Annotated in this window: 25 protein-coding genes; 7 read left to right on the forward strand and 18 right to left on the reverse strand. The window is 38.7% G+C overall.

Going from position 1 to position 25968, the window contains the following annotated elements; genetic code table 11:
• The first annotated feature begins 159 nt into the window (after nt 1-159).
• The gene (locus tag ACRPLQ_RS17030; protein WP_014460492.1) at nt 160-483 is read left to right on the forward strand and encodes a winged helix-turn-helix transcriptional regulator; all 324 of its coding nucleotides are present in this window, start codon (nt 160-162) and stop codon (nt 481-483) included.
• 118 nt (nt 484-601) lie between these two features.
• Here ACRPLQ_RS17030 and ACRPLQ_RS17035 read toward each other — a convergent pair whose 3' ends face one another.
• The 4 genes from ACRPLQ_RS17035 to ACRPLQ_RS17050 all read right to left on the reverse strand — a co-directional run bounded on the left by ACRPLQ_RS17035 (nt 602) and on the right by ACRPLQ_RS17050 (nt 5828).
• Nucleotides 602-1813: an MFS transporter gene (locus tag ACRPLQ_RS17035; RefSeq protein ID WP_028413667.1), complete on the reverse strand. Its 1212-nt coding sequence runs from the start codon at nt 1811-1813 to the stop codon at nt 602-604.
• Nucleotides 1814-2086: 273 nt separating this feature from the next.
• Nucleotides 2087-3142 carry a tartrate dehydrogenase gene (locus tag ACRPLQ_RS17040; RefSeq protein ID WP_154991433.1) on the reverse strand — a complete coding sequence of 352 codons (1056 nt, stop codon included), beginning with the start codon at nt 3140-3142 and terminating at the stop codon, nt 2087-2089.
• Nucleotides 3143-3291: 149 nt separating this feature from the next.
• Entirely contained in the window at nt 3292-4791 is a 1500-nt protein-coding gene (gene zwf / locus ACRPLQ_RS17045) for a glucose-6-phosphate dehydrogenase (protein ID WP_034268269.1), read from the reverse strand.
• Between the two features lie 125 nt (nt 4792-4916).
• Nucleotides 4917-5828 (reverse strand): AEC family transporter, encoded by a 912-nt coding sequence (locus ACRPLQ_RS17050; RefSeq protein WP_028413669.1) that lies wholly within the window; start codon nt 5826-5828, stop codon nt 4917-4919.
• Nucleotides 5829-6084: 256 nt separating this feature from the next.
• On the opposite strand from ACRPLQ_RS17050, the gene ACRPLQ_RS17055 reads away from it, so the two are divergent.
• The gene (locus ACRPLQ_RS17055) at nt 6085-7602 is read left to right on the forward strand and encodes a peptide chain release factor 2 (RefSeq protein WP_029714861.1); all 1518 of its coding nucleotides are present in this window, start codon (nt 6085-6087) and stop codon (nt 7600-7602) included.
• On the opposite strand, the gene ACRPLQ_RS17060 is transcribed toward ACRPLQ_RS17055, so the two are convergent.
• Complete coding sequence (locus tag ACRPLQ_RS17060) at nt 7545-7805, reverse strand: hypothetical protein (protein WP_205689695.1); 261 nt, start codon at nt 7803-7805, stop codon at nt 7545-7547. The genes ACRPLQ_RS17055 and ACRPLQ_RS17060 overlap by 58 nt on opposite strands.
• A gap of 119 nt (nt 7806-7924) precedes the next feature.
• Complete coding sequence (locus ACRPLQ_RS17065; RefSeq protein WP_228123063.1) at nt 7925-8614, reverse strand: DUF421 domain-containing protein; 690 nt, start codon at nt 8612-8614, stop codon at nt 7925-7927.
• A 136-nt stretch (nt 8615-8750) separates the two neighbouring features.
• Here ACRPLQ_RS17065 and ACRPLQ_RS17070 point away from each other — a divergent pair, with 136 nt between their 5' ends.
• Nucleotides 8751-9380, forward strand: a complete 630-nt coding sequence (locus tag ACRPLQ_RS17070; RefSeq protein ID WP_165635882.1) for an NUDIX hydrolase — start codon at nt 8751-8753, stop codon at nt 9378-9380.
• Between the two features lie 4 nt (nt 9381-9384).
• On the opposite strand, the gene ACRPLQ_RS17075 is transcribed toward ACRPLQ_RS17070, so the two are convergent.
• The 4 genes from ACRPLQ_RS17075 to ACRPLQ_RS17090 form a co-directional block, all read right to left on the reverse strand.
• The gene (locus ACRPLQ_RS17075; protein WP_033578746.1) at nt 9385-9783 is read right to left on the reverse strand and encodes a PaaI family thioesterase; all 399 of its coding nucleotides are present in this window, start codon (nt 9781-9783) and stop codon (nt 9385-9387) included.
• A 117-nt stretch (nt 9784-9900) separates the two neighbouring features.
• Complete coding sequence (locus tag ACRPLQ_RS17080) at nt 9901-12054, reverse strand: DNA topoisomerase III (protein WP_367078301.1); 2154 nt, start codon at nt 12052-12054, stop codon at nt 9901-9903.
• Nucleotides 12055-12319: 265 nt separating this feature from the next.
• Nucleotides 12320-13618: an arsenical efflux pump membrane protein ArsB gene (locus tag ACRPLQ_RS17085; RefSeq protein WP_033578744.1), complete on the reverse strand. Its 1299-nt coding sequence runs from the start codon at nt 13616-13618 to the stop codon at nt 12320-12322.
• A 15-nt stretch (nt 13619-13633) separates the two neighbouring features.
• Entirely contained in the window at nt 13634-13984 is a 351-nt protein-coding gene (locus ACRPLQ_RS17090) for an ArsR/SmtB family transcription factor (RefSeq protein ID WP_028413676.1), read from the reverse strand.
• 293 nt (nt 13985-14277) lie between these two features.
• Between ACRPLQ_RS17090 and ACRPLQ_RS17095 the strand changes: the two genes are divergently transcribed.
• Nucleotides 14278-14964, forward strand: coding sequence for a hypothetical protein (locus ACRPLQ_RS17095; RefSeq protein WP_228307684.1), 687 nt, complete (start codon nt 14278-14280; stop codon nt 14962-14964).
• Nucleotides 14965-15036: 72 nt separating this feature from the next.
• The gene (locus ACRPLQ_RS17100; RefSeq protein WP_165635870.1) at nt 15037-15738 is read left to right on the forward strand and encodes a hypothetical protein; all 702 of its coding nucleotides are present in this window, start codon (nt 15037-15039) and stop codon (nt 15736-15738) included.
• 168 nt (nt 15739-15906) lie between these two features.
• On the opposite strand, the gene ACRPLQ_RS17105 is transcribed toward ACRPLQ_RS17100, so the two are convergent.
• Nucleotides 15907-16689: a YibE/F family protein gene (locus ACRPLQ_RS17105; protein WP_165635869.1), complete on the reverse strand. Its 783-nt coding sequence runs from the start codon at nt 16687-16689 to the stop codon at nt 15907-15909.
• Nucleotides 16686-17678, reverse strand: a complete 993-nt coding sequence (locus ACRPLQ_RS17110; RefSeq protein WP_165635868.1) for a YibE/F family protein — start codon at nt 17676-17678, stop codon at nt 16686-16688. The genes ACRPLQ_RS17105 and ACRPLQ_RS17110 overlap by 4 nt, the downstream gene beginning before the upstream one ends.
• 551 nt (nt 17679-18229) lie before the next feature.
• Between ACRPLQ_RS17110 and ACRPLQ_RS17115 the strand changes: the two genes are divergently transcribed.
• Nucleotides 18230-18796: a peptidoglycan-binding domain-containing protein gene (locus ACRPLQ_RS17115; protein WP_165635867.1), complete on the forward strand. Its 567-nt coding sequence runs from the start codon at nt 18230-18232 to the stop codon at nt 18794-18796.
• A 224-nt stretch (nt 18797-19020) separates the two neighbouring features.
• Here ACRPLQ_RS17115 and ACRPLQ_RS17120 read toward each other — a convergent pair whose 3' ends face one another.
• The 3 genes from ACRPLQ_RS17120 to ACRPLQ_RS17130 form a co-directional block, all read right to left on the reverse strand.
• The gene (locus ACRPLQ_RS17120; RefSeq protein ID WP_432236183.1) at nt 19021-19341 is read right to left on the reverse strand and encodes a 2Fe-2S iron-sulfur cluster-binding protein; all 321 of its coding nucleotides are present in this window, start codon (nt 19339-19341) and stop codon (nt 19021-19023) included.
• 596 nt (nt 19342-19937) lie between these two features.
• Nucleotides 19938-21245, reverse strand: coding sequence for an MFS transporter (locus tag ACRPLQ_RS17125; protein WP_034264501.1), 1308 nt, complete (start codon nt 21243-21245; stop codon nt 19938-19940).
• A gap of 212 nt (nt 21246-21457) precedes the next feature.
• Entirely contained in the window at nt 21458-22015 is a 558-nt protein-coding gene (locus ACRPLQ_RS17130; protein ID WP_432236184.1) for a YdhK family protein, read from the reverse strand.
• Nucleotides 22016-22243: 228 nt separating this feature from the next.
• On the opposite strand from ACRPLQ_RS17130, the gene ACRPLQ_RS17135 reads away from it, so the two are divergent.
• Complete coding sequence (locus ACRPLQ_RS17135; protein ID WP_028413685.1) at nt 22244-22672, forward strand: hypothetical protein; 429 nt, start codon at nt 22244-22246, stop codon at nt 22670-22672.
• Nucleotides 22673-22810: 138 nt separating this feature from the next.
• Here ACRPLQ_RS17135 and ACRPLQ_RS17140 read toward each other — a convergent pair whose 3' ends face one another.
• From ACRPLQ_RS17140 to ACRPLQ_RS17150, 3 genes are all read right to left on the reverse strand, one after another.
• Entirely contained in the window at nt 22811-25228 is a 2418-nt protein-coding gene (locus tag ACRPLQ_RS17140; protein ID WP_049164168.1) for a heavy metal translocating P-type ATPase, read from the reverse strand.
• Nucleotides 25229-25313: 85 nt separating this feature from the next.
• Nucleotides 25314-25520, reverse strand: coding sequence for a copper chaperone CopZ (gene copZ / locus ACRPLQ_RS17145; protein WP_013082796.1), 207 nt, complete (start codon nt 25518-25520; stop codon nt 25314-25316).
• A gap of 14 nt (nt 25521-25534) precedes the next feature.
• Complete coding sequence (locus ACRPLQ_RS17150; protein ID WP_014460516.1) at nt 25535-25867, reverse strand: metal-sensitive transcriptional regulator; 333 nt, start codon at nt 25865-25867, stop codon at nt 25535-25537.
• Nucleotides 25868-25968 lie beyond the last annotated feature (101 nt).

Here is a 25968-nt window from a genome sequence, read left to right on the forward strand (position 1 = left end):
TTTGTTACTTTTAGTAATTAACTTCTTTAATTATATAAATTATATAATTAAAACATAAAAACGTAAAGTAATTTATGTTCTTTAAGTAATTAAATTACACAACACTAGATAAAATGCTGACTTTGTTTTATAATATAGGAAGAGAATGGAGGTAATAACATGGACGGTTTAGCACTCTGCCCGCGTTTTGAAAAGGCTGTTACTATACTAACGAAACGTTGGACGAGTTTGATCATTTTTCAGCTGCTTTCCGGCTCACAGCGGTTTTCTCAAATGCAAGAAGCACTTCCAGTAAGCGGAAGGCTCTTATCCGAGCGCTTAAAAGAATTAGAGCATGAAGGAATCGTCATTCGTACGGTTATTCCGGAAACTCCTGTTCGAATCGAGTATTCGCTATCCGACAAAGGATTAGCACTGGCGCCGGTAATTCAGGAAATTCAGACATGGTCCAGTGAGTGGATTACAAAAGAAGAAGTGGAATAAAAGAAATCTCTAAAGAAATCAGGAAGGCTTCAATATCGATGTGCTCACAGCCGTTTTCTTTAGAGCTCCATAAATAAAAAAGGCATGCTCTCCTTGAGCACGCCTTTTTTTATTTATATTATTTTCCTAATGATTCATTTTGAGAAATAATACGCTGTTTCTGGCTTTTTCGGCCGTGCAATACAAGGTATACTGCTATAGCTAAAAGAGCAACAATGGAACAGAATACATACATTCCTTTATATCCGGCTGCTGTAGATAAAATACCTAATAAAAAGGACCCTAACCCCATTCCAGAGTCAAAAAACACAAAAAACGTAGCCGTGGCGACACCTCGGCGATGAGGAGAAGCTTTTTTTACAGCAATGGATTGAAAACTTGATGTAATCGTTCCAAATCCTAATCCAATCAATGCTCCAGCTAATAAAAACACCCAGCTTGTTGTCGCTTGGCTAAGCAAAAAGATACCGATAGCTAGAGATAAAATGGACGGATATACCACGCTGTTTTCTCCGTATTGATCAAACCATTTTCCAGTAAAAGGTCTAGAAGCTAATAAGCACACCGCGTATACAACAAAGAAAAAGCTTGAAGCTTGCGTAAAGCCCATTTCTTTTGCATACATAGACACAAACGAAATAACACTTGCATATGAAAAAGCTACCACAAGGCCAGCAACAGAAATAGGCAGCGAACGGTATTCAAAAAACGCCGCAAGACCTTTAGCTGGCTGTATTTTATTTGTTGCAGAAGAAGCTGGCTCCACCTCAGGTACACGAAGTACTAAACTGCATAATGCTGCTAAAACAGAAGATACAATCGCAACGGTAAAGACCGCTGTATGACCCAAAGTATTTGTTAACGTTAAGCCTACAAACGGACCCACTACCATCGCTAAATTCATGAACGTCGCATAGTATCCCATCCCTTCTCCTTTTCTCTGTTCAGGGATTACATTTGCAACAATTGCTCCTGTAGCAGTTGTGCTCATTCCAAAACCAATACCATGAAGCACACGCAGCAGCAGCAGCGCTGATAATGAGTGGATATTCATATATAAAATAGAACCAATTAAAAAGATGAAGACACCTATTAATAGGACTTTCTTTTGTCCTAATGTTGTCATCCACTTACCGGCTAGCGGTCTGAACACAATGCCGGAGACTAAAAAAATTGTCACAATTAACCCTAAGCTTTGCTTACTTGCATGAAGTTCATCCGTTGCAAACAGCGGCAATGTGACAGTTAACATATAAAAAATGACAAAAACAAAAAAGCTAGTCAGTGAGACCGCTAAAAAATCTTTTGTCCATAATTTCGATTTCTGCATGATTTTCCTCCTTTTATCTTTTCATTCGTACCTATTTATTAAAACAAACTAAAGCATAGTCCATAAATAATATGTATACGAATTATCTCAACTCAAACTATTATAGGGTTCATATATGTAAGTGTCAACATGTATTTATCGATTTCATTTTTCTATAGAAACAAATCGATAAATGAAACCTACATTCACCATCACAATGAAAAAATCCGAACGATTAATCGTTCGGATTTCCCTTCAACTACATTACTTTTATCCCAGCTTCTTTTAGAAGCGTCACTTTTTTAAATGAGAAATAATTTGATCCGTTACTTCACCAGTAGTTGCGCTGCCTCCAACATCTGGTGTAATGATACCCGATTCCGTCACTTGCTCAATAACCTCTAACAAATGACTGCCTAATTCTTGTTCACCGAAATGATCCAACATCATTTTAGCCGTCCAAATCTGTCCGATTGGATTTGCAATTCCTTTTCCGACAATATCAGGAGCAGACCCGTGCACCGGTTCAAACATCGAAGGATATTTTCCGTTCACATTAATATTTGCAGCAGGAGCAACGCCAATACTCCCCATAATAGCAGCTCCGATATCTGTTAAAATATCTCCAAATAAATTGCTTGCCACAATGACATCAAAACGACTTGGATTTGTTACGAAGAAAGCCGCCAGCGCATCGATGTGCTGGGAATCTGTTTCAATATGAGGATAACTCTTTGCAACATCTTGAAACACTTCGTCCCAAAACGGCATGGAATGAACAATTCCGTTTGACTTCGTGGCGCTTGTAACTTTGCCTTTTCTTTTAGAAGCTAATTCAAAAGCATAGCGCATCGCTCGTTCTGTTCCTTTTCGAGAAAAAACCGCATTTTGAATCGAAATTTGATCTTCTCCTTGATATATCCGGCCTCCTACTTCACTGTATTCCCCTTCACTATTTTCACGAACAACAATTAAATCAAAGTCTTTTGGGTTCGTTAGTGGAGATGCGATGCCTTTTAGCCTCTTGGCCGGACGAATATTAATTACCTGCTGAAATTCTCGACGAATCTTAATAAGCAGACCCCATAGCGACACGTGGTCTGGCACAAGATTTAAATTTCCTACGGCTCCTAAAAAAATTCCGTCAAAGTCTTGAAGCTGCTGTAGCCCATCTTCCGGCATCATTTGTCCGTACTTCAAATAATAATCACAGCTCCAAGGAAATTCTGTAAATTCAAATTTTAATCCCCCGTGAAGCTCTGCAATCGTATGAAGAACTCTAACTGCCTCTGGAACAACTTCTTTCCCTACTCCATCTCCTGGTATATTCGCTATTTTTAACGTTTTCATCAAAAGTCCCCCTGCGTCTTTTTATATAGATTTATACACAATACCTCATGGATTATACTCTTTTGATTATACGCAGGGAAAATAATCATCTCAAGAAAATTCAGAATATACAAACCGTAAAAAAGACATCCCTCAAAGAGATGTCTTTTTCAAATCGGCAAAAACACTCCAGGTGCTTCCCCATGCTCATCGTCATCGAGCCACCATTTAAAGCCTTCCTGTGCAACTAATTTTTGTGCTTCTTCAGGGCCTTGTGAACCAGATGGATATTCATAAAGCGGCAGCATATCAGCTTCAAATGCATCTAATACTGGCTGTACCCACTGCCAAGATAGCTCTACTTCTTTCCAATGGGCAAAAAATGTGGAGTCGCCGATTAATGCATCGTAAATAATTCGTTCATATGCCTCCGGCACACTTTCTTCTTCTCTTGAAAACGTAATACGAACCGGCTCAATCACACCATTTTTTAATGGATTTTTGCTATTAAGCTGCAAAGCGACGTTTTCGCTTGGGCTAATTTCAATAATAAATAAGTTTGGCGCTACTTTATCATAAGGAGTTTCATACAGACCTTTTAACGAATCTTTAAATTCAATGACGATACGAGTTGATTTTTCTTTCATTCGTTTACCCGTTCGAATATAAAAAGGAACACCTTTCCAAAATGGATTATCAATCCATAAGCGAGCGGCTACAAACGTGTCATTTTTAGAGTTTGCTTCTACGCCGGGCTCTTCTTTGTATCCTTTAACAGATTTGTGATCAATTTCTCCGCTTCCGTATTGTCCTCGTACAACATCGCGAGCTACTTCTTGTGCTGGAATTTTCCTCAGTGACTCCATTACTTTTTGCTTTTCTTCTAAAATGTTTTCTGAGCAAATTCGTTTTGGAAGATGCATGGCTGTCATCATGAGAACCTGCAGCATATGATTTTGAATCATGTCGCGTATGGCTCCCGTATGATCATAATACCCTGCACGATTTTCAACACCGACTGTTTCACTTGCCGTAATTTGGACGTTCGCAATGTGTTTGTTATTCCACAATGATTGCAGCACGGGGTTCGTAAATTCAAGCGCTTCTAAATTTTGCACCATCGGTTTACCTAAATAATGATCAATTCGATAAATTTCTTCTTCTTTAAACGTACTGCTTAGCTTTTCATTAAGCTTTCTTGCAGAAGCAAGATCATGTCCAAATGGCTTTTCAATCATAAGACGCTTCCAGCCGCTCGTTTGGTCTAAGCCGCTTTTTTTTATATGCAGCGCAATTACATCGAAGTATTCTGGTGCTACGGACAAATAAAACAAACGATTTCCTTTACTTCTATGAGTTGTTTCTTGCTCATTCACAAGCTTTAGCAGCTGTTTGTAATCTTCTGTTTTGCTTGCGTCTACTGCTTGGTAATGAAACAGCGACAAAAAATCTTCCTCGTTACTTTCCATTTTCCGTCTTGAAAAATCGTTTATAGATTGCTTTACACGCTCTTTAAAATCCTCATGAGATAGCTGCTCGTATCCTGATCCAATAATAGAAATAGTATCAGGGAGCTTTTTGTCTGTAAATAAATTATAAAGAGCAGGAAAGATTTTTCTTTTTGCTAAATCACCCGTTGCGCCAAATAAAACAAAAGTTAAGGACTCCACGTTTTTTCCTCCCGTCAGGTTGTATGTATGATGGATTTTCTCTTCTCCTAGCTTACCTCTGTTTATTTGGGAATATCCTTTTTTCATCAAAAAGGACGCTCACAAGTGCGAGCGTCCTTTGTTATTCACATTAAAATATTTGTCATTCCCCACAGCAGCAAAAAGCTAAGCAAAATGGTCATATTTGAAACGGTCCCGACAAATTTCTGATCGTATTTGAATTCTACTGCGTAAGGTAAAACGGATCCCGCTACGGGTAGAATGAAACAAACTAAAATTGTATACCGGAACATATCTTCAAATGGAAGCAAGAAAAACAGCGCAATTCCTACGCCAAGTCCGATCACGTAGCGAATGCTTAAAAACATGATAATTTTTTTTAAGTAGCTTTTTTGGAACGAAAAATTTAAATATACGCCTAAAAGCAAAAGAGAAAGCGGCATATTCGCTTTAGAGATAATACCTGAGACGTCTAATACATATGCTGGTAAATGAAGGCCTATAATCGCAAGAAGACAAATGATTACATAGGTAAGAAGCGGCATCGATTTTAATACTTTGTATAAAATCTTTTTAAATTCAATGTCAATATCATCCCCTGAGTAGTAGCTGCCAATTACGTAGCATAAAACAAAAATAACAAAAGCATTTCCGACATCAAACATACCAAAGTATTTAAGCCCTTCTTTTCCCCAAATGCCTTCTACTAACGGATAGGCAAACATTCCAATATTAAACCCTGGAATCATCATCGTCAGCATGCCTTTCACCTTTCGCTCATCTTTTCGAAAAACAAAAATTCCGACTGCAGCTAACAGCAAGCCATAGACAATCCCAATAACTAATAGTAAAATAAGCGATCCATCAATTTTAATACTGCTGAATGTAACAATAATCAAGCAAGGCATTGTAATATTAAAAATAATTCTTGCTAAAGCTTCCCCGTCTTTTTGCTGAAGGAGGTTTGTTCGTTTTAGTATGTATCCTAATAGAATAATTGTAATGGAATACAAAAACTGACTGTTAAAGCTACTCATAGACCTACTCCCTTACCTTCTTTTATACTTATTTAATCGATTGTTTTACCCTGTCTTTTTTAATCCTTGTTTCATTATAATATAAGCAGCCTAAAAAGAAACTAGAGAATTGGATGCAGTTTACCTATTTGTCAGACAAAAACAGCTTAGAAACAAACGCAAAAACTTTCTTCTAAATTAATTTTAAAACAGGACATTTTTCTTTTTTATGGAATTTACTTAAAAGGTATGAGTATTTTCATGAGGAGGAAGAAACGTGAAACGAAAAATGATAGCGCTTACTTTTTCTGCTGCTCTTTGTTTTTCCGCTTCAGGATCTCTTGCTGAAGCTGCTAACAAAACAGATGTCATTCCAAATGCTGATCAATCAGCAGAAACCTATTTTGACGGAGCGAACGGGAACTGGCTGACGACTAAAAACCCGGCTCAATATCAGCAGGCTACGCTCTATGGAAACATCGGGCTTACTCCTTATAACTGGGGAAAAGCTGAAAATGAATCAGGCTGGTATCGAATCAATCAGCCCGCTGCGGTTAAAGGAACGCAAGTAAATGGAATTTTTGAAGACGCTCAGTTCGTCATCCGGGTTCCTGATAACTGGAATGGAAAACTTGTGGTAGCCGGCATTCCTGCTACGCGCAACGAAACGTCCACCGATTTATTATTCAGCGATTACGTTCTTAAAAAAGGCTATGCGTTTGCTGCAATTGATAAAGGAACACAAGGAGAAAGTGATCCTACCGATCCTTTTGCTAAAGTAAAAAATGCGCTTGCTAATGAAGACGACAGCGTAGCAGAATGGAATATGCGCTATCGTCAAATGACAAAAGCAGCTCAGCAATACTTGACTACTCATTACTCAGACAAACTAATCAATCCGGCTAATCGAAAAAACCCTGCAAGCGATTTGATTCGCAACGATCATAAAGTACCCACGTATGCAATTGGCATTTCAAACGGCGGATACGTTGTCAGATATGCACTTGAACACGACGATCCAAAACAAACCAAAGAGCCTCGTTTATTTGATGGAGGCGTCGATTGGGAAGGCGTATTGTGGAGTGCAAAAGCGCCAAATTTAATCAGCTCACTAACACCGGTTGTAAACAACGCAGAAGAAGCGCTGTACGGAACGGGAAAAGAGCAGAAAAAAGCTATTAAACAAATGTATAAAGCCGGCCTTCCGAAAGGATCAGAAAAACTGTGGAGTTATCATGATCAAGTGTACTGGGCGGTCACTTTAAACATTTACCGTGACCACTTTGATCCGACAGCTCCAGGAAGAACAAACTGGCACAACTATTTAAACTTTACTTCATCAGGCCTGCGCGACCGTTCATGGGACTACATCTTTGAAAACTATCGCTATCAAACCCGTCCAAAAAGCGTAAAAGAAAATGTAGCAAAAGTAGAAAATACGGGCGATATCGATGTGCCTCTTATCAGTATGACTGGCTCTCTCGATTCACTTATCTTCCCGTCTATTCACGCCGAAGGCTATGAAAAACTCGTTAAAAAAGCTGGCAAGGCAAATCTTCATCGCCTTTATACTGTGAAAAACGGAAATCACGTTGATAGCTTAGTGTGGAATAAACAAACGGATCCAAATCAAGAGCTTCAGCCCCTGCTCCCATATGCTCATCAATCTTTTGATTTGTTAGTAGACTGGGTAGAAAATAAAAAAGCAGCGCCTGCAAGTAAAGATATTAAAGCACCTCAAAATAACCTTAAAGTAATCGACATAAAATCCGGGGAAGAAGTAGATCCTCGCTGAGGTTGAGATATAACGAAGTGAATCCAGCCTAAAGACGAACAAATGAGATACATGAGCTGGACTGCTTGTGACACCGCAGTTGATTTCCGTGTAAGGCTTCGCTTTCCGCGGGCGGCCGCTGAGCCTCCTCGTCGCTTGCGCTCCTGCGGAGTCTCACCTGATCCGCTTTTTCCGCAGGAGCCTTTACCTTGCCCTCCAATCAACTGCTAGAGGGAACGAAACAGATAAAACGATATGTACCATCACAAAAAAACGAACCACTATTCAACATGTTGATTAGTGGTTCGTTTTTCACTTGGGCTAAAATACGTTTGTCCTAGCCTCAGTCTTCATAATAATCAAGATAGAGATGACCCGCTGAGTCTGCTTGCCCTAAAAATACTTTGTCGACTGCAGCACCTTTCTCTTTGAGCTGTTCTTTAACCCACGCTACGCTATACCCCAGCTCATGAACCGCTTCTTTCATTATATTTCCATCCATGATAATCGTTTGAGGTAATCTTGTATGTTCTTCTTTCAGTACTAAATCTTCACGCGTAACGTTCTGCTTTTCTTTTTTTAACAGCACGCTTAATTCGCCGTTTGTTTCGAGCATGGCAAAAGCTACGTCTTCCACATAAAAGATGTCTTTTTTCCGAAGCTGTTCCATGAGCTCATCTACGGTATATTTTTCTTTTTTTACATTTTCCTCAAGAATTTTTCCTTCTTTAATGAGGATCGTCGTCGTCCCTTCCACCGCTTTTCGAAAGCTAATACTTTTTAACGATACGTTTGAGACAAAAATAAGAAACGATGCCCACACTAAAATCGCGACTACCCCATGACTTGCCTGTAAATCTACGTCCATTGAAATGGTTCCCGCAATATCTCCAATCGTAATGCCAACGATATATTCAAAAAAAGAAAGTTTGGATAACTGTTTTTTTCCTAACAGCTTTGTAATAAAAAACAAGCCAAGTAAAATCAGCACCGAACGAAGTACTACTTCCATCCAATGATTCAACGCATGCACCTTCTTTACTAAAATTGATGTATCTTTTATTTTGTGCATATTTGTATGTATCAAAGCAGATTTTCATCTTCCATTATTTACATACCTTTCACGGCAGGTTAGAGTAGAAAGAAGTAGGAAACAAATTGGGGGACTTATGATGAACGATGAAGTGTTAACCATATTTAACAACCAACAGCAGCGCATAGGAACAGCGTCTCGCAAAGAAGTTCATGAAAAAGGCTATTGGCACGAAGCGTTTCACTGCTGGTTTGTCAGCCGCGAAAATGATATAGACTATATTTATTTCCAAATTCGCAGCGAGCAAAAGCAAGATTACCCCGGTGCACTCGATATCACAGCTGCCGGACATTTGCTTCATACAGAAACCGCTGAGGACGGTGTAAGAGAAATTCACGAAGAGCTCGGCGTCAACATTTCATTTGATGAATTGCTTCCTTTAGATGTCTTTAAATACGAAGTATCTCAGCCGCACTATGTTGATAAAGAATTTGCACATGTATTTTTATACTACAGCTCTCACCCTCTTAGTGCGTTTACGTTGCAGCAAGAAGAAGTATCAGGCCTTGTAAAAGCGCCTTTTTCTCACTTTTGCGAACTGTGGCTTGGAAATCAAACAGAACTGATCATTGAAGGGATAACAAATGAAAAAGAGCCAATTCACCGTACAGCATATAAAAGTGAATTTGCTCCCCATCCCAAAGCTTACTATAAAACAATTATTGCATGTATTAGTCAGCAGCTGAATTCAGCAGAAAAAGCTTAGAATCCTAAGCTTTTTTTGCTAAAAAAATCATATATGTTGCACTGCCAAGCGCAACAAGCTTGCCGCTGCTGTCTTCAATTTTCACTTCTCCAACAGCAAGCGTTTTGCCGCGGTGAGACAATGTAGACTTTGCAACTAAATATTCGCCTATACCCGGCCTTGTGTAATTTACTTTTAACTCAACTGTACTGGCACTTTCCTCCTCAGAAAGAGAAGAACGCACAGCCGAACCAACAGCCGCGTCGATAAGCGTGGCAATAACGCCTCCATGAACCGTTCCTCTTCCTTGCAGAAGCTGCGGTTGAATCGTAATTTTCAACTCTGCATATCCTTTTTCAAGCAGCGTTTCTTCAATGCCAATATAATCCCAAAACGGAATCATCCCTTTACTCGTTCGTTTCATTAATCTCATCCTTTACATAAATAAGCTATGTAGGAAATTCTAGAAAGGCTGGAGAAATCCTGTTTTTACATACAAAAAGCGCCTGCTCTTTATCTTTAGCAAGCGCTTTTTATTTCTCTATTTTTCAAATAAAAACTGCACTTTGTTTTCTTTCCATTCTAACTTAGCGTTAAAAGTCTTATCACCTTTTTTAAAGCCTTCAATCAAGTCTGTCTGCCCTTCGCTTAACAGTTTTTTTAAATTAGCCTGCGTGACTGTTTTACCTAAAATCTTTTTCGATACGGTAAATGTACATTTTGTTTTTGCATAGTTTGAGCATCCGTAAAATGAACCTTTATCGACTACTTTTCCGTCGCAAAGCTTACATGAACCAAACGATTTAGAAGAAAAGCTTTTACCTTTTCCCTTGCCTTTTCGCTGAATGGATTCAGTGTCATATCCACTGAAGTTCCACTTGCTTTCTGCTTCGACAGCGTCTTCAATAATTTTAGCTGACAGTTTCTTTGTTTGTTCCATAAAGGCAGCGGCCGATGCTGCTCCTTCTCCAATTTCAGCTAGACGCTGCTCCCACTTAGCCGTCATTTCTGGTGAAGCTAAAATTTTATCTCCAATCGCGTCAATCAATACCTTTCCTTTATCAGTCGCAAACACTTGGTTTTTTTTCACATCAATATATTTACGATCTTTAAGCATTGTAATGATTCCAGCACGCGTTGCTTCTGTTCCTAAGCCTTCTGACTTTGCTAGAATTTTCTCCAGCTCATCGTTATCTAAATGCTTACCCGCTGTCTTCATCAGTGTAATCAACTGACCTTCGGTGTAGCGTTTTGGAGGCTGTGTTTTGCCTTCTTTTACGTCTACCTTCATAACTTTACCTTCTTCCCCTTCTTGAACATTCGGAAGAATGACATCGTCGTCTTTCTCATTTTGAAAAATTACCTTGCGCCAGCCTTCTTGAATTTGCTGCTTTCCTTTTGAAATAAAAGCTGCTCGCTTTTCCACAAGTGTCGTAATCGTTGTGTAGTCGAAAATCGCTTTTTCGTAGTGTGCTGCAATTAGCCGTCTTACGACTAAGTCATAAATTTTCTGTTCGTCTCCTGACAGTTTGCTCGGGTCCTTCACTTGTTCCGTTGGGATGATCGCATAGTGATCGCTCACTTTTTTTGCATTTACGTAGCGTTTATTTCCTAGAATCGAAGGGTAAGGAAGCGGAAATAAATGTTCATATTCAGAAAAAGCGCTCAGCTTTTCTAAAATCTCAGGAAACGTTTCCGCTTCGCCTTCTGTTACGTAGTTTGAGTCTGATCGTGGATAAGAAACAATTCCTTTCTGGTACAGCCCTTGCAGCACATCAAGCGTCTTTTTAGGTGAAAACTTAAACGCTTTATTCGCCGTTGCTTGAAGTGACGATAGGTTAAATAACAAAGGCGGCTGGAACTCTTTTCGCTCCGTTACGAGTTCATGAACTTCCGCGTCTTTGCCTTCGCAAAACTGAGCAATTTTATACGCCATTTCTTTTTCTTTAAGACGCGACTCTCCGTCTTGATGCCATTTGCCTTCATACTTCTTTCCTTCAATATCAAACTTAGCAAGCACTTCCCAAAAAGGCTCTGATTTAAAATTATCAATTTCCTTTTCACGCTTTACAATTAAAGCAAGCGTTGGTGTCTGCACGCGCCCTGCTGAAAAAACATCTGACATGCCATGCTTTTTCAATAAGATACTATACACGCGTGAAGCATTCATCCCAACGACCCAATCCGCGCATGCTCTTGTATAGGCTTCATAATAAAGGTTGCGCGTGTCGCTTTCGTCTTTTAACTGTTGAAACCCCTCATAAATGGCTTTTGGCGTTAACGAAGAAATCCACAATCGCTTCATCGGCTTATGCACACCTGACAGCTGAATGATATTACGAACGATTAATTCTCCTTCGCGCCCCGCATCTCCCGCATGTATAATTTCTGTGACCGTCGGCTTTTTAAGCAATTTTTTTACCACTTGAAACTGCTTTGCTTTTGAGCGCGTCACTTCATATTGAAAACGGTCTGGAATCATCGGCAGCGTGTCAATTGACCACTTTTTCCACTCCGGCTTATAATCTTCCGGGCTCACAAGCTGACATAAATGCCCCACTGCCCACGTTACATATGCTCCGTCTGTAAACACTTCATTCGGTGGAATCTCTAAATAGCCGTCGTGACGCTTCGGCTTGAACTGTGAAGCGAGCGTCGATCCTTGATCCGGCTTTTCTGCAATAATTAACTTCATGTATTTAATCACCTTACATTTCAAATTTCCATGTGAAACTTATTCAGTTTTATTATTTTATCATAGAAAGAGCTGTTGGAGTATGAATGGGGAGAAAAGTAGTTTCAATGAGAAATACATATCCCATTTTAAAAGCGTGTCAGTGTCCGTTATACTTTTTCAATAAAAAAGCTGTAGATTATTTTCTACAGCTTCGATACACATCTAAAATTTTCTAATAACAGCGATTATCCTATTGACTGAAACACATCTCTTTTAGGACATGTTATGAAATAATTAATAGCCAAATATACAAACCAACAAGCGTAATAAACAATGTCGGAATCGTTAAAATAATACCCGTTTTAAGATACGTTCCCCAGGAAATTTTCACGCCTTTTGTTGAGAGAACATGAAGCCATAAAAGCGTTGCTAAAGAACCAATCGGGGTAATTTTCGGACCTAAATCCGATCCAATGACGTTTGCATAAACGAGCGCTTCCTTGATTGTGCCAGCTGCGTGTGTTGCATCGATTGCTAGTGCATCAATCATAACGGTTGGCATATTGTTCATAATTGATGAAAGAATAGCGGCAGTGAATCCCATGCCAATTGTTGCCGCAAACAGTCCATGACTAGCCGTTGCTTGGATCACATCAGCCAGAATTTCTGTTAAACCAGCATTACGCAAGCCGTATACAACGACATACATGCCGATAGAGAAAAAGACAATCGCCCATGGAGCTCCCTTTAGCACTTTTTTTGTATGAACCGCTCGGCTTTTTTTTGCCATCATCAAAAACAGAATAGCAATAATACCTGCGATGATCGAAACGGGGACGCTAAAGAATTCTCCAATTAAATAGCCTAGCACTAGCAAAACTAAGACAATTCCAGATAGCCGGAACATCTTTTCATCTTTGATGGCATCCACTGGCTTCTGCAAATCTGCTACATTGTATTTCTTAGGAATTCTTTTGCGGAAATACAGATACAAGACCATAATACTTGCAAACAGAGAAACCAAATCTGGAACAATCATGCGTGATGCAAATTCAGAAAAGCTAATGCCAAAGAAGTCGGCTGATACGATATTCACTAAGTTACTAACAACAAGCGGCAGCGAAGTTGTATCCGCAATAAATCCACTTGCGATAATAAACGGAAAAACCATTTTATCGTCGAACTTTAATGCCCGAACCATGGCTAAAACAATGGGTGTTAAAATCAAAGCTGCTCCGTCATTAGCAAATAGCGCTGCTACAACGGCTCCAAGAAGAGACACGTAAACAAACATACGCACGCCGTTCCCTCCTGCAGCTCTAGCCATGTGAAGCGCTGCCCATTCAAAGAAACCAATTTCATCTAAAATTAAAGAAATAATAATAATAGCAATAAACGTAAGAGTCGCATTCCACACAATGCTGGTTACCTCAAGAACGTCTTGAAAATCAACAACACCTGCCAGTAAAGCAAGGATAGCTCCCCCACAAGCCGACCAGCCGATTGATAAATTCTTCGGCTGCCAAATGACAAAAATTAGTGTTACTAAAAAAATCAATGATGCTAGTACAACCGATGCCACTGTTTAAACCTCCAATTATTCACAACAACTAATACGCAGTCCTTGTTTTTCTAGCTCTTTTAAACGTTCGTCCTGACTTGGTACAGATTCAAGTATACCCAGAACAAATTTATAGTACTGGCTTTCCTTATTAAGAGAATAAAAAACCCATTGCCCTTTTCTTCTTTCCTTCACAAGCTCAGCATCTCTTAATTTTCGCAAATGTTGACTAATTGAAGGTTGGCTAGCTTGATAGATATCTACGAATTCACACACACAGCATTCATTGTTCTCTATTAATTTCACCATCGAAAGCCTTGTTTTATCTCCCAATAATTTTAAGATTTGAGCTGCCTTTTCAATACTATCTATAGATTTTGTACTCATTAATGAACACCTCCTACTCCCTTTCAGCCGATGTATAATAATGGGCTTATGTATTAATGCTTCATTACTATAATTGATTTCTAACTGATTTACAATTTTTTAGTGAACTAAAAGTGATTTAGTAGTTGTTTAAGGATTGGATTTAAGAAATTATTTTCCCCTACTAATTTAAGTCAAATCTAGCATACGATACTATAGGTATGTTTTCTCGTAAAAATGCTCCTAATGTCCTTGGACAAACATACATACTTATTTTGTCTATCTGAATAAAATATAGAGAAAAATAAGAAAGGATGATTACGATTAAAAAACATTATTCCTATTATAATCCGCAAGATGGTAAATATTATGTAGACAAGCCTTACTCTCTTAGAGACGATAAAGTATCCCCCTCTGCTGCCCCTAAAATCCCTTTAAAAAATACAGCCGATAGAGCTTATAAAATTCCTGTATTCCTCAGCCACCCTTCTATGCTTAATGCTACTCAAACAAGATTTCTTAATCGTTTAATTGATGAAATTGAACGTGCTCTTCTTTTCCCTCGTACACTGCCTGATACGGAGCAATATCCTAATAAAACGATTACAAGCGTTCGCCGAATGATACTCTCTAGCTATGGATTGATTGCGGTGAATATGCAGCAAGTCTTCGCCAATTATACCATGACGAATATTCCCGGCGGTACACCTCCACCACCATCATGGGAAGGTGCTCCGTTTTTACAAATAGAGCCAAGCATGGGTTACCAACGAGGCCTGCCTTTACTTCTTATCAAAGAATCAGGTGTCAATAGTATAGGCGTATGGAATCCATCAGTAGTTCCGTTCTTTATCATTGAATGGGATTCTTCAAAGCCGCTTGATGAGTTTTTTAACCGTGTTGAATGGAGAGAAATATTTCAAAACTGGATAGCTCAAGTGCGAAATGGCTACTTTATTCAAACACAGCCTTCCTATCGATACGGCCCGGATGATTTATAGAAAGAGTTTCAACCGAAAAGCACTTTCGAAAGCTATTTCTATAAAACAAGTTGGAATGCGAGGTGAATATAATTGACTTTAATTAATAGCGGGACATGCGTAGGAGTTCTATATCGAGCTAATGCCGGTGCCTCTTGCAGAAACGGGTACTGTGTTCATAATGGAAGATTAGTAGGCGGCGTCATAAGCTCAAATGCCGGTACCTTAACGGTTACAATAAGCATCGATAACACAAAGTTACAGACCTATAATGGTATTCTTCTAAGTCACCGAGCCGTAAATCGAACGACAGGGCAAGTCACGCAGCAATATTTGTATTTTAGAAAAAATCAATTGGAAAAGGTAGAAGTCACACCTTATACACAATATAGTGACCCTAGCTGTCAAAGAGAAAGTCATTACAACATCCCTGATATTATCTATCCCGGTGAATGTGTAGGAATCAGATATCGGTCAGAAGATGAATGGCATATAGGAAACGGGCGATATCTATATTGGACAGGCCAAGTGAATCACTGTATATTTGATGAACGTCCACAAAGTACAAATAGACAATTTTTACGTCAGATTTGGTACGTACACTGGATACTTGACCCAAAAAATGAACGAAATATTATACCTCAAAAGACCTCTCGAGGACGTGGATCTCCAAGAGGTGAACGTAGAATTTATGCTTTTAAGAATCTGCTTCCAGCTAATGGTGAGACGGTCCTTGTAAAAGCTGCTTCTCCTGTAAATTCTGCTTCTTGGCCTTTTCGTATTATCTATCAGTAAGAAAAACAGATTGTAATCCTTAATGCTATTACAACTCCCATCCTCCACCTAGTTTCCTCTCAAAATCCCACAAATAGGCCGAGGTTAATTTGAACTGCCCCTCCAATGGTTAACCATTGGAGGGGCAGTTTCTTATGACTTTCTGTTTTTATTTGTCCATACGCTTCTCTACTTTATTTCCTTGTACTGCTTCCCTTTTTCTCTTTTTTGTAAGAAAATAGAGGCACTAATCCAAGAGGTAATCGGAATAATAATGGCTACACCAATGCCTCCGCTTAAAATAGAAATGACTTCCGCACAAAAAGTTTTTGAATTGATAATGTCTCCAAACGAATACGACAATCTCTTAAACCAGATAATTAATGTCAAATATCCGCCTACAAAGGCAAAATACAGTGTATTGGTTGTGGTGCCCAAAATATCTCTTCCGATTTTCAAACCAGAATTGAAGAGATTCTTTTTAGTTACGGACGGATCATGAACAAATAATTCATTCATAGAAGACGAAATAGATAGCGAAATATCAATGATCGCTCCTATGGCACCCATAATAATTGTACAAATGGCTATTTTAGCAAAGTCAATTCCAACATAAAGTGAAAAAGCGTTAATTTCTTCTTCCTGTTCTTCTCCAAATCCTTGAATCATTGCATGATGTTCAATAATAAAAATAAAGAGTACTAAAACAGCTAAGGTAATAATCGTTGAAACAAACGCAGCAAGCGTTTTACGATTGAATTTATTAATATAAAATAAATTAATGCAGCTAATGATTGTACAAGCGATTAACGTAACAACAATCGTATTTTTTATAGACAGCATAAAGAGAATGGTGAGAAAAATAACGCCAAAATTCAAGAACAGCGCAAGGAAAGACCGGATTCCTTTTTTTCCGCCCACAATACTCATTAGAATAAATAAAATAAGAGCAAGCAATAGTAAAACGTTCACTTTCTGTTCCCCTTTCTAAAAATAAAAAGAATCGAAAGATAGAGTGTAATGGGAATCGTTAAAACAATGCCAACGCTGCCAGTAAGAGCACGGATTAACTCCAAGGAGAAATTCATCGAAAACGTATATCCTAGAGGAGAGCCATTCTTTAAATAAAGAAGAACCATTGGGATTGTTCCGCTTATATATGAAAAAAATAAAATATTCGTCATAGCTCCCATGATGTCTCCGCCAATTTCTTTGCCTGATTTCAGTAAATCTTTGCGCGCAATCTCTTTATTTTTTTCATATAGTTCATAGACAGAAGAAGTAATCGTAATCGCTACATCCATAACAGCTCCTAAAGATCCTATTAATACCTCACTCATAAATATTTTTTGAGGAGGAATCGTTACAAACTCCATTCCTTCATAATGAAGGCCATTAGAATCTGTCAGTTGCATGACACCATACGCGATTAAAAGAGAAACAAATGTACCTATTAAAGTTGAAATAATCGCTACATGCGTTTTTTCTTTATTACCGCTTACTAATAACAAAGAAATAACCGTAAAAAGAACGACAGCTACCATACATACAGCTAGCAAGCTCACATTTCCTAGTGCTAAATATACATTGAGGGCCCCGATTAAAAGAACAATATTAATAAATAAGCTAATGATTGAATAAAAACCTTGTTTTCTTCCAATAGCCAGCAAAATTAATATAAATAAACCAGCGACAGCGGTAACCTGCTTGTCCCGCTTCACTCCTTCAATCGTTCCATTTAGAGCATGCTGTGAATTCTTTTCTAAGGAGACAAAAAGATCTGTTCCGACAGTATACTTTTGATCATAAGCACCTGAATATGAGTACGTATTCTCTAAATGGATAAGCCTTCCTTTATATTTTCCGTTCATTATTTTAGCAACAATTTCCTGAGAGTATACGGTATCTTTGTTATGATTTAAATCAGCAGATTTGTTTTTTTCTACAACATTCGTCTTCACTACCTCAGCTATTGGTTTTTTATAAAGAGAATAATTGTGGTTTGTTACAATGAGCGCTATACACAAACAGCAAATCCCTAATATGTAGAGAAAAATTTGTTTCCGTGATGATTTATTGGACTTTATTTTCGAAAAAAGGTTCCTTATGTGCTGAGCATACAAAGTAGACATAAATACTTTCCTTTCTGGTTATCAGTTGAACGCAGAGCTTTTGAACATGAAGAGACTGCAAAGAGATCCAAATTCCCTTTGCAGTCTTTTCATTCGTTTATTATGAGCGTTATAGAGCAAGACATACTCCAAGTACACAAGACGCTTAAACCTACTGTTTTTTCCCTTCCGTACTGTATCAGAGAAAAATGAAATTATAGTGAAAACATAGAACGATTTATCTACTTCACTAGTTTTTTATGACTATCTTATATAATCATAGGAATATAAAAACAAATAGAAAACTGGCTGCGCTATAATAAGTTGACTTTATAGCTACTAATTAGTTATAAAGCTCATGAAAAGCGACAAATAGTTGCTAAAAACAAGGAGGTTATTTCATGTTAACGAAAAAAACACTTGTCATGCTTTCTACTCTTACGCTTGCAACAACATGCGTAGCATTCGGCACTCCAACTACTGAAGCAGCTACTAAAGATGCCTACTCACAAAAAATTGAAGCTAAAGCAGAAACGAGGCCTACGCTTCGTAAAGGTTCCCACTCTAGCTACGTAAGAGACTTACAGCAAAGCTTAAAGGATGTGAAGTATAACACATCAGTTGATGGCATTTTCGGTACGCGAACGCAAACTGTAGTAAAAGAATTTCAAACCGATCACCGCTTGTCTCCAGATGGTATTGTTGGCCCCTTAACATGGGCAGCTTTAGATGAGAACAAGGTAGAAAGAAAGCAATTTCCTGTCAGCACGGCTATTGCATTCGGTAAAAAAGAACTCGGTGACAACATTGTCTTCAGTACAGACGACCGCTTACGGAAAGATAACAACGATAAAGCTTACTATAGATTCGTAGCAAAAAATAAAGACTGGATGGATCAAGGGGGATCAGGTACCATAGGCTGGTATCATATTTACAAAAGTGGAGATGTGATTGAAGAATCCAATTAAATCTATTTGCAGATAACCGTTCGAAAAAAGCCTTTATAATCACTCTTTTGAGTGATTTACTGCCCGCCTTACAGAATGCTAAAATTTAAAGGAATCATTCCGTAGGTATTTTACTTGAACAAGAACAGCTGCTACTCCCCGTAGCTGTTCTTGTTATTTTTTTAAGTAAACATACAAAAAGCAGCATGTAAACATTCCACACGCTGCTTTTTGCAATTACATGACTACTCTGCGGGTCGAGGTCCTGCTTCTCGTCCTGAGCTTTCTACCGTTAGTATTGGCCGAACGGTGACATCTTCATTTACACGAATTTGGCACGATAAGCGCAAATGATCTTCAATTGAACTTTCTGAGTATGCATTTTTCTCCACGTGTGTTAAATCACAATATTCACCTTCGAGCACTTCTACCCTGCAAGTCGTGCATTTAGCTTTCCCGCCGCACCGATGAAGAATATTTGTACCGTTGTCTTCAAGTGCCAAGACAAGCTTTTTTCCTTTTGCCACTTCAAAACTTCCGTATCCTAAAACGGTTACTCTTGGCATATATCTCCCTCTTTCCCTCTACTGTATCCAAGCGATTTGAATTACACTCTATGCAGTTTTTTTGTTGCATGCCTAAGTTGCAATCCATTATTTCTACTGATTGCGACGTCTGTTTGTACGTTACGGACCCCTTTTACATGCCTAGATCCAATTAAGAAGACCATCGTTTTGTAATACGGCAACCAAAACGACAAGCCCAAGTATAATAACAGGTATTAGTGCCTTTAAAATTTGATACTTAGATAATTCTATGCGCTGAGGCTCCTTTAACAAATGACTTTGATTTAACTCAGTATTGCTTTCACTTTCTTTATGATTCATGTTCCTCTGCCTTTCTATTTTTTTATAGTGCGGTTCGTATCTACTTCTGCTGAAATAACAAAACTAGACACAAGGTTTCTTCATAAAAACCATCTTAACCTTTTTAAGAACATGCTATACTAACAATTCTGTTTTAAAATAAGTCTCTATCATATGTTTTAAACAAACAAATTCACCTTATTTCCCTTCTTAATAGCGTTTCTCACATCGCTAAACGCACAAGCAAGGTCGTTATTTATAATCAAAAGTAAAACCCCATAACGAGTCATGAGGTTTTACTTCGTACGTTGGTTTTTTGGAATTTTAATTTGTTTAATATCTCCCAGCACATAAATATAAAAAATTAAGCCTAGCAACAATACAATTCCCGCTACCATAAAGCTTAGGTTAAAAGAACCTGTTTTATCTAAAAGGTACCCTGTTAAAGCTGTAGCTATAATTCCTCCAAACAAATTATTAGCTAAATTAACAATAGAACTAAGAAGGGAAATAGAGCCTGCAGGTGCAATCTCTGCAGAAATAGACCAGCCGATTGGTGCGGTTGCAGATATACCTGCCAGTCCAATCGAGATACAAATCATCGCTAAGACGACACTATTAGTGAAAATAGAGCCTAAAAAAACAAACCCTAAGCATAATCCTATAACAATGATGGTGCGATATACTTTTTGACTGTCATAACCTTTTTTTATGAGGTAATCAACAAGCCACCCGCCTACTAAAATGCCAGCAAATGTAGCAATTAGCCAAGGTACTGCCGTAAGCAGGCCCGATGACATGATATCCATACCGTATTTTTCTTTTAAAAAAGTTGGCAGCCACGTTAACAGTAAATTAAACGTATATCCATAGCCTGTAAACCCAATCATTAGCCCCCAAACTTTTCGATTCGTAAATAATACTTTCAAGGTATGTAAAAATTTTGATGTTTGCTCATCGTTTGCATTTAGATTATTTTCTTGAATATACTTCAACTCATCATCTGATATGCGTCTATGCTTTTCTGGCTTTTCGTAATAAAACCAAAACAGCAGCGTAAACAGCACGTTTATAATTCCAATGGATAAAAATGCTGTGCGCCAATCAAATTTGGTGATGAGAAATGCTACAAGAGGCGCGCCAAGTACATTTGAAAATTTGGCCGCTGAATCAAACAAAGAATTTGGTAAGCTTCTTTCATTTGGAGGAAACCATAGCGACGTAGCTTTTGATGCTGCCGGAAATGCAGAAGCACTCATTATTCCTATTAAAAATCGGACAATATAGAGAAGAAGTTTTCCTTGCAAAAAAGCCATCGACATCGTTAATAAACTCCAAATCACCATACCGACTCTTGTCACCCATGCTACTCCGAACCGATCAAGCAAGCTTCCCGCAGGTATTTGCATGATCGTATAAGAATACGTATAAATGGAAAAGACAATTCCAAGCTCTGTTCCCGTTAAGTGAAATGCATCTTGTATTGCAGGAGCGGCCACTGACACCGCTACACGATCAAAATAGTTTAAAATAATCATACTGCTTAACAAAGATGAAATGAACCATCGTGTGCGTCCTGTTCGCTTTACTGTATGTTCACTCATAGCTAGCTCCTTTCATCAGTAGTTTGTTCGTTTTATTACCGTAGCATTCTACTTAATACCGCAGCTAGAAGACACTACATAAAACCTAAGCTCACCCTACCCATAAAAAATCCGAACGATGAATCGAGATTCTCAATCAAGAATCTTGATTCATTGTTCGGATCTTCTTTCACCAAAAATACTTCTGTCCAGCCTTTTTTCTCGCTAACAGTCTATTTTGCTGAAAGCTCATCTTCCGTTACCCACTTATGATTTTTCACTTTCTCTCCGCCTGTAGTCGGCGTGTAGTCTACCATATATACCGTTGTTTTTTCGGCTGAATCAATCGTTGCTTTTGCCCCTTTCATACCTTTCATATGATCTGCTTCAAGCGTCACTTCGCTGCCTGGCTTTAACTGCTCGTTACCCGCACCTTTTATTTCTTCTTGAATAACCCACTTATGATTTTTTACTTTTTCCCCGCCAGTCTTTGGCGTATACGAAACGGTATAGGCCGTAGTATCGTAAGCACCAACAATCGTTGCTTCAGCCCCGTTCATGCCTTTCATATGATCAGCTTTCATAATGGCTTTATCTCCAACTTTATATGTTGGATTTTCAGCTTGCTTTAATCCTTTTGGAACCTCTCCTGAACTAGAGTGATTCATCTCTGAGTGATCGTGCATGGATTCATTTTTGTCAGCTGAAGGCTTTTCGTGACTAGAATCGTTTCCGCATCCGCTTAGTCCAATAATGACAGATGCACCAAGAATAAATAGCTGTTTTTTCATAACAGTCCCTCTTTTCCACCTAATAAATTTTAAAATAAAAATCCTTTAATCCTTAGAAACAACTTATCTTTGCATACTCTTCTTCTTTTCTTTATTGTAGCCAGACTTTGTGCAGATTTTGTGAAGATGAAGGTAATTAGGTACGAAAATTTCCTGTGCCTAAAAAAGGCCTTCGTATGAAACACTTACCACTAGGAAAAAGTATAAAAATAAAAGGAGGAAAGAAACATGCTAAAAATACGCTTTGCTCTATCCTCACTCTTACTTGTAGTTAGCTTGGTGATGGGAGCCCCCTTTGCTTCCGCACAGTCCACGCTCTCACCTAGCGTACAAAAGATAGAAGTAACGTCCATTAAAATGAAAACACTCAAAACGTTTATCGATGAACAAGATATGAATACATTCACCAATAGTATAAAAAAGGCTGAGCGCATGAAACTTCTCTTAGATGAAGAATCTGCTGGGAGCATCGATTGCAAAATGACCATTACCTATGGAGATGGTTCTAGCCGTCATTATTTCATTTGGATTATGGATGATGGACGTGATGTGTTAATTGCTCAGCAAAAGCATCCAGAAGACCTTCATCTTAAAGGGTATGAATTGAATCAAAAAAATTCCTTGCACCTGACAAAGCTGCTAAAGAATATTCTTTAGCAGCTTTGCTTTTGGATCACTTTCACCGAGAGTGGCTCGATGACTCCAATATTTTTTAGTTTATATTTCCCACACAGCATATACTGCTATAACGGCAAGCACGTACAAAATAGCTGAGATGATCCACTTTTTCATACCTTATAGCCTCACTCTCTGCAATCGCAGTGCATTTAATACAACCGATACGGAACTAAAAGCCATCGCGGCACCAGCAACCCAAGGAGCTAACAGCCCAACTGCTGCAATTGGAATACCGAGCGTGTTATAACCCATCGCCCAGAATAGATTTTGCTTGATATTAGAAATCGTTTTTCTACTCATTTCAATCGCATCTGCAATGCTCATCAAGTCTCCTCGCATCAGCGTAATATCAGCGGCTTCCATCGCTACATCCGTTCCTGTTCCGATGGCCATTCCAATATCAGCTAACGCAAGTGCAGGAGCATCGTTAATACCGTCTCCTACCATTGCGACTTTTTTACCTTGCTGCTGAAGCTTTTTCACTTCTTCTGCTTTGCCTTCTGGCAACACTTCTGCTATAACGTGCTCAATACCCGCTTGCATCGCAATAGCCTGAGCTGTTTGACGATTATCTCCGGTAATCATCATCACTTCTAAGCCCATCTCTTTTAACCTAGAAACTGCTTCTTTAGAAGTCTCTTTAATAGTGTCTGCAACAGCAAGCATGCCGGCATATTTTCCGTCAAGAGCAACGAGCATGGCCGTTTTTCCTTCTCGTTCTAAATTTGTCATTTCTTCTAAAGCTGCATCAATATTCACTTTATGTTGGTTCATAAGCTTTCTTGTTCCTACTAACAGCTCTCGTTCTTGTACAGTTGCCCTTACTCCATGCCCTGGAATCGCTTCAAAAGATAACGGATCTTGAATTTCTATACCTTTATTTTTTATACCTGCTACGAGTGCTTGAGCTAGAGGATGCTCCGATAAACGCTCAGCTGATGCAACTAACTGTAATAGCTCATTTTCTTCGTAGCCCTGTGCAATACGTACATCGGTTAGCTCAGGCGTTCCATTTGTAACAGTTCCCGTTTTATCTAAAAGAATCGTATCGATTTTATGCGTCGCTTCTAAATGCTCGCCGCCTTTAAACAAAATACCAAATTCTGCTGCGCGGCCCGACCCCGCCATAATGGAAGTTGGAGTAGCTAAACCTAATGCGCATGGACATGCGATCACTAATACGGCGATAAGCTTTTCTAAAGCCGGTGCAAATTCGCCAGGCACAATCCAAATGTACCAGACAAAGAACGTAAGAAGAGCAATTCCAACCACAATTGGCACGAATATACCTGAAATATAATCAGCTAATCTCTGAATAGGGGCTTTAGACCCCTGCGCTTCTTCTACTACTTTAATAATTTGCGCAAGCGCCGTCTCTTTTCCAACGTTTGTAGCTTTTATTTTTAGAAAACCATTTTTATTGAGTGTGGCTCCAATTACTTTATCTCCAATGCTTTTATCTACCGGTACGCTTTCCCCTGTCAGCATGGACTCATCTAAAGCCGATTGTCCTTCAATAATCTCTCCGTCTACAGGTACTTTTTCACCGGGTTTAATAAAAATAACTTCGCCTTTTTGCACTTCTTCCACTGGAATTTCAATTTCCGCTCCGTCTCTTACTACAACGGCCGTTTTAGCTTGTAAACCCATCATCTTTTTAATTGCTTCTGAAGAACGGCCTTTGGCATTGGCTTCAAATAATTTCCCTAAAAGAATCAGCGTAATTAATATAGCACTCGTTTCATAGTAAAGCTGAGTAGTATGAGCAGATGAGCCAAGCGATTTAAGAGAAGAGTATAAACTATAGAAATAAGCTGCGCTTGTACCTAGTGCTACTAAAACATCCATGTTGGCACTTTTGTTACGAAGAGCTTTAAATGCACCTATATAAAATTGCTTACCTACGACGAATTGAACAGGCGTAGCTAAAGCGAGCTGAACCCATGGATTCATCAGCATATGAGGCAAAGGAATAAACGACGTAAACGTAAAATGACTAACCATTGCCCATAATAACGGTACGCTTAAAATAAATGAAAACCAAAACTTTCCTTTTTGTTTACTCAGTTCTTTTTCTCTGTAGCTTTGCTCTTCTTCTTTTTCTTCTGACTTTAGCTTGGCTCCGTATCCAAGCTTTTCAACTCGCTGCGTTATGTCTTGCGGATCTATTTGAGAAGGGCTGTATTCAACAGAAGCCGTTTCTAAAGCAAGGTTAACACTTGCCTTTGTCACGCCTTCTAATTTGTTTAACCCTTTTTCAATACGAGTCGAACAAGCGGCGCACGTCATGCCCGTAATAGCAAATTCGGCTTTTTCACTTACAACTCCGTACCCAAGCTTTTCGATTTTTTCTTCAAAGGCCTGTGGACTTGTTTTAGACGGATCAAATATGATAGTAGATCTTTCCAAAGCCAAATTCACGTTTGCTTCTTTTACACCTTCTATTTTTTTTAACCCTTTTTCAATCCGGTTAGAACACGCTGCGCATGTCATACCCGTAATTTGCAAGGTGGCTTCTTTTTGTTTGTCACTCACCGCATTTCGCCTCCTGTTATATACCTATAAGGGGTATATCTTTCTCCTAAATCAAGCGTGCGAAGGTATTCGCACGCGATGCTGTTTATGCTACGTCATAACCTTGGTCATCAATAGCTTCTTTAATATCTTCGACCGTTACTTGACTTGGATCAAATGCAACCGTTACTTTTGCATCTTCTAAGCTTACTTCTACGCTTTTAACGCCATTAAGTTCGCCTACGCCGCCTTCAACAGCTTTGACACAATGACCGCAAGACATTCCTTGTACTGATAATGTTACGTTTTCCATTTCTAGCATCTCCTTTATTTCATTAATCGTTTAATGGTTGTTAATAATTCATCCACTACTTCTTCATCACCAGCTTGCACACGTTCTACAATGCAATGCTTCAAGTGACCTTCAAGCAAAATTTTACTTACACTATTCAAAGCAGACTGCGCAGCTGCGATTTGAGTAATCACGTCGTCACAATACGTATCTTTTTCAATTAATCCTTTAATTCCTCGAATTTGTCCTTCAATTCGATTTAATCGGCTTGTTAGGTTTTTTTTCACTTCTGGAGAATGGTGACTTTTTCTTTCACTATTTATCGTACAACATTTTTCTTCACTATTCATGTGATTCGCTTCGACCATCTAACATCCTCCCTTCATAATTTCATGATACTATACCCCCCTAACCTATGTAAAGCGAAAAGCTGGCTTCTGCTTACTTTATCTTTTCACCAATTTTAGTA

It is taken from the genome of Priestia sp. TRN 1309 (assembly GCF_050846875.1).
Taxonomy (GTDB): domain Bacteria; phylum Bacillota; class Bacilli; order Bacillales; family Bacillaceae_H; genus Priestia; species Priestia zanthoxyli.

Excerpts from the sequence above, each read along its gene's own strand:
- ACRPLQ_RS17070 (WP_165635882.1), top strand. The coding sequence starts at position 8,751 with ATGATGAACGATGAAGTGTTAACCATATTTAACAACCAACAGCAGCGC.
- ACRPLQ_RS17090 (WP_028413676.1), bottom strand. The coding sequence starts at position 13,984 with ATGAGTACAAAATCTATAGATAGTATTGAAAAGGCAGCTCAAATCTTA.
- ACRPLQ_RS17030 (WP_014460492.1), top strand. The coding sequence starts at position 160 with ATGGACGGTTTAGCACTCTGCCCGCGTTTTGAAAAGGCTGTTACTATA.
- ACRPLQ_RS17125 (WP_034264501.1), bottom strand. The coding sequence starts at position 21,245 with ATGAGTGAACATACAGTAAAGCGAACAGGACGCACACGATGGTTCATT.
- copZ (WP_013082796.1), bottom strand. The coding sequence starts at position 25,520 with ATGGAAAACGTAACATTATCAGTACAAGGAATGTCTTGCGGTCATTGT.
- ACRPLQ_RS17135 (WP_028413685.1), top strand. The coding sequence starts at position 22,244 with ATGCTAAAAATACGCTTTGCTCTATCCTCACTCTTACTTGTAGTTAGC.
- ACRPLQ_RS17130 (WP_432236184.1), bottom strand. The coding sequence starts at position 22,015 with ATGAAAAAACAGCTATTTATTCTTGGTGCATCTGTCATTATTGGACTA.
- ACRPLQ_RS17120 (WP_432236183.1), bottom strand. The coding sequence starts at position 19,341 with ATGCCAAGAGTAACCGTTTTAGGATACGGAAGTTTTGAAGTGGCAAAA.
- ACRPLQ_RS17095 (WP_228307684.1), top strand. The coding sequence starts at position 14,278 with ATGATTACGATTAAAAAACATTATTCCTATTATAATCCGCAAGATGGT.
- ACRPLQ_RS17075 (WP_033578746.1), bottom strand. The coding sequence starts at position 9,783 with ATGAAACGAACGAGTAAAGGGATGATTCCGTTTTGGGATTATATTGGC.
- ACRPLQ_RS17115 (WP_165635867.1), top strand. The coding sequence starts at position 18,230 with ATGTTAACGAAAAAAACACTTGTCATGCTTTCTACTCTTACGCTTGCA.
- ACRPLQ_RS17040 (WP_154991433.1), bottom strand. The coding sequence starts at position 3,142 with ATGAAAACGTTAAAAATAGCGAATATACCAGGAGATGGAGTAGGGAAA.
- ACRPLQ_RS17050 (WP_028413669.1), bottom strand. The coding sequence starts at position 5,828 with ATGAGTAGCTTTAACAGTCAGTTTTTGTATTCCATTACAATTATTCTA.
- ACRPLQ_RS17035 (WP_028413667.1), bottom strand. The coding sequence starts at position 1,813 with ATGCAGAAATCGAAATTATGGACAAAAGATTTTTTAGCGGTCTCACTG.
- ACRPLQ_RS17150 (WP_014460516.1), bottom strand. The coding sequence starts at position 25,867 with ATGGTCGAAGCGAATCACATGAATAGTGAAGAAAAATGTTGTACGATA.
- ACRPLQ_RS17080 (WP_367078301.1), bottom strand. The coding sequence starts at position 12,054 with ATGAAGTTAATTATTGCAGAAAAGCCGGATCAAGGATCGACGCTCGCT.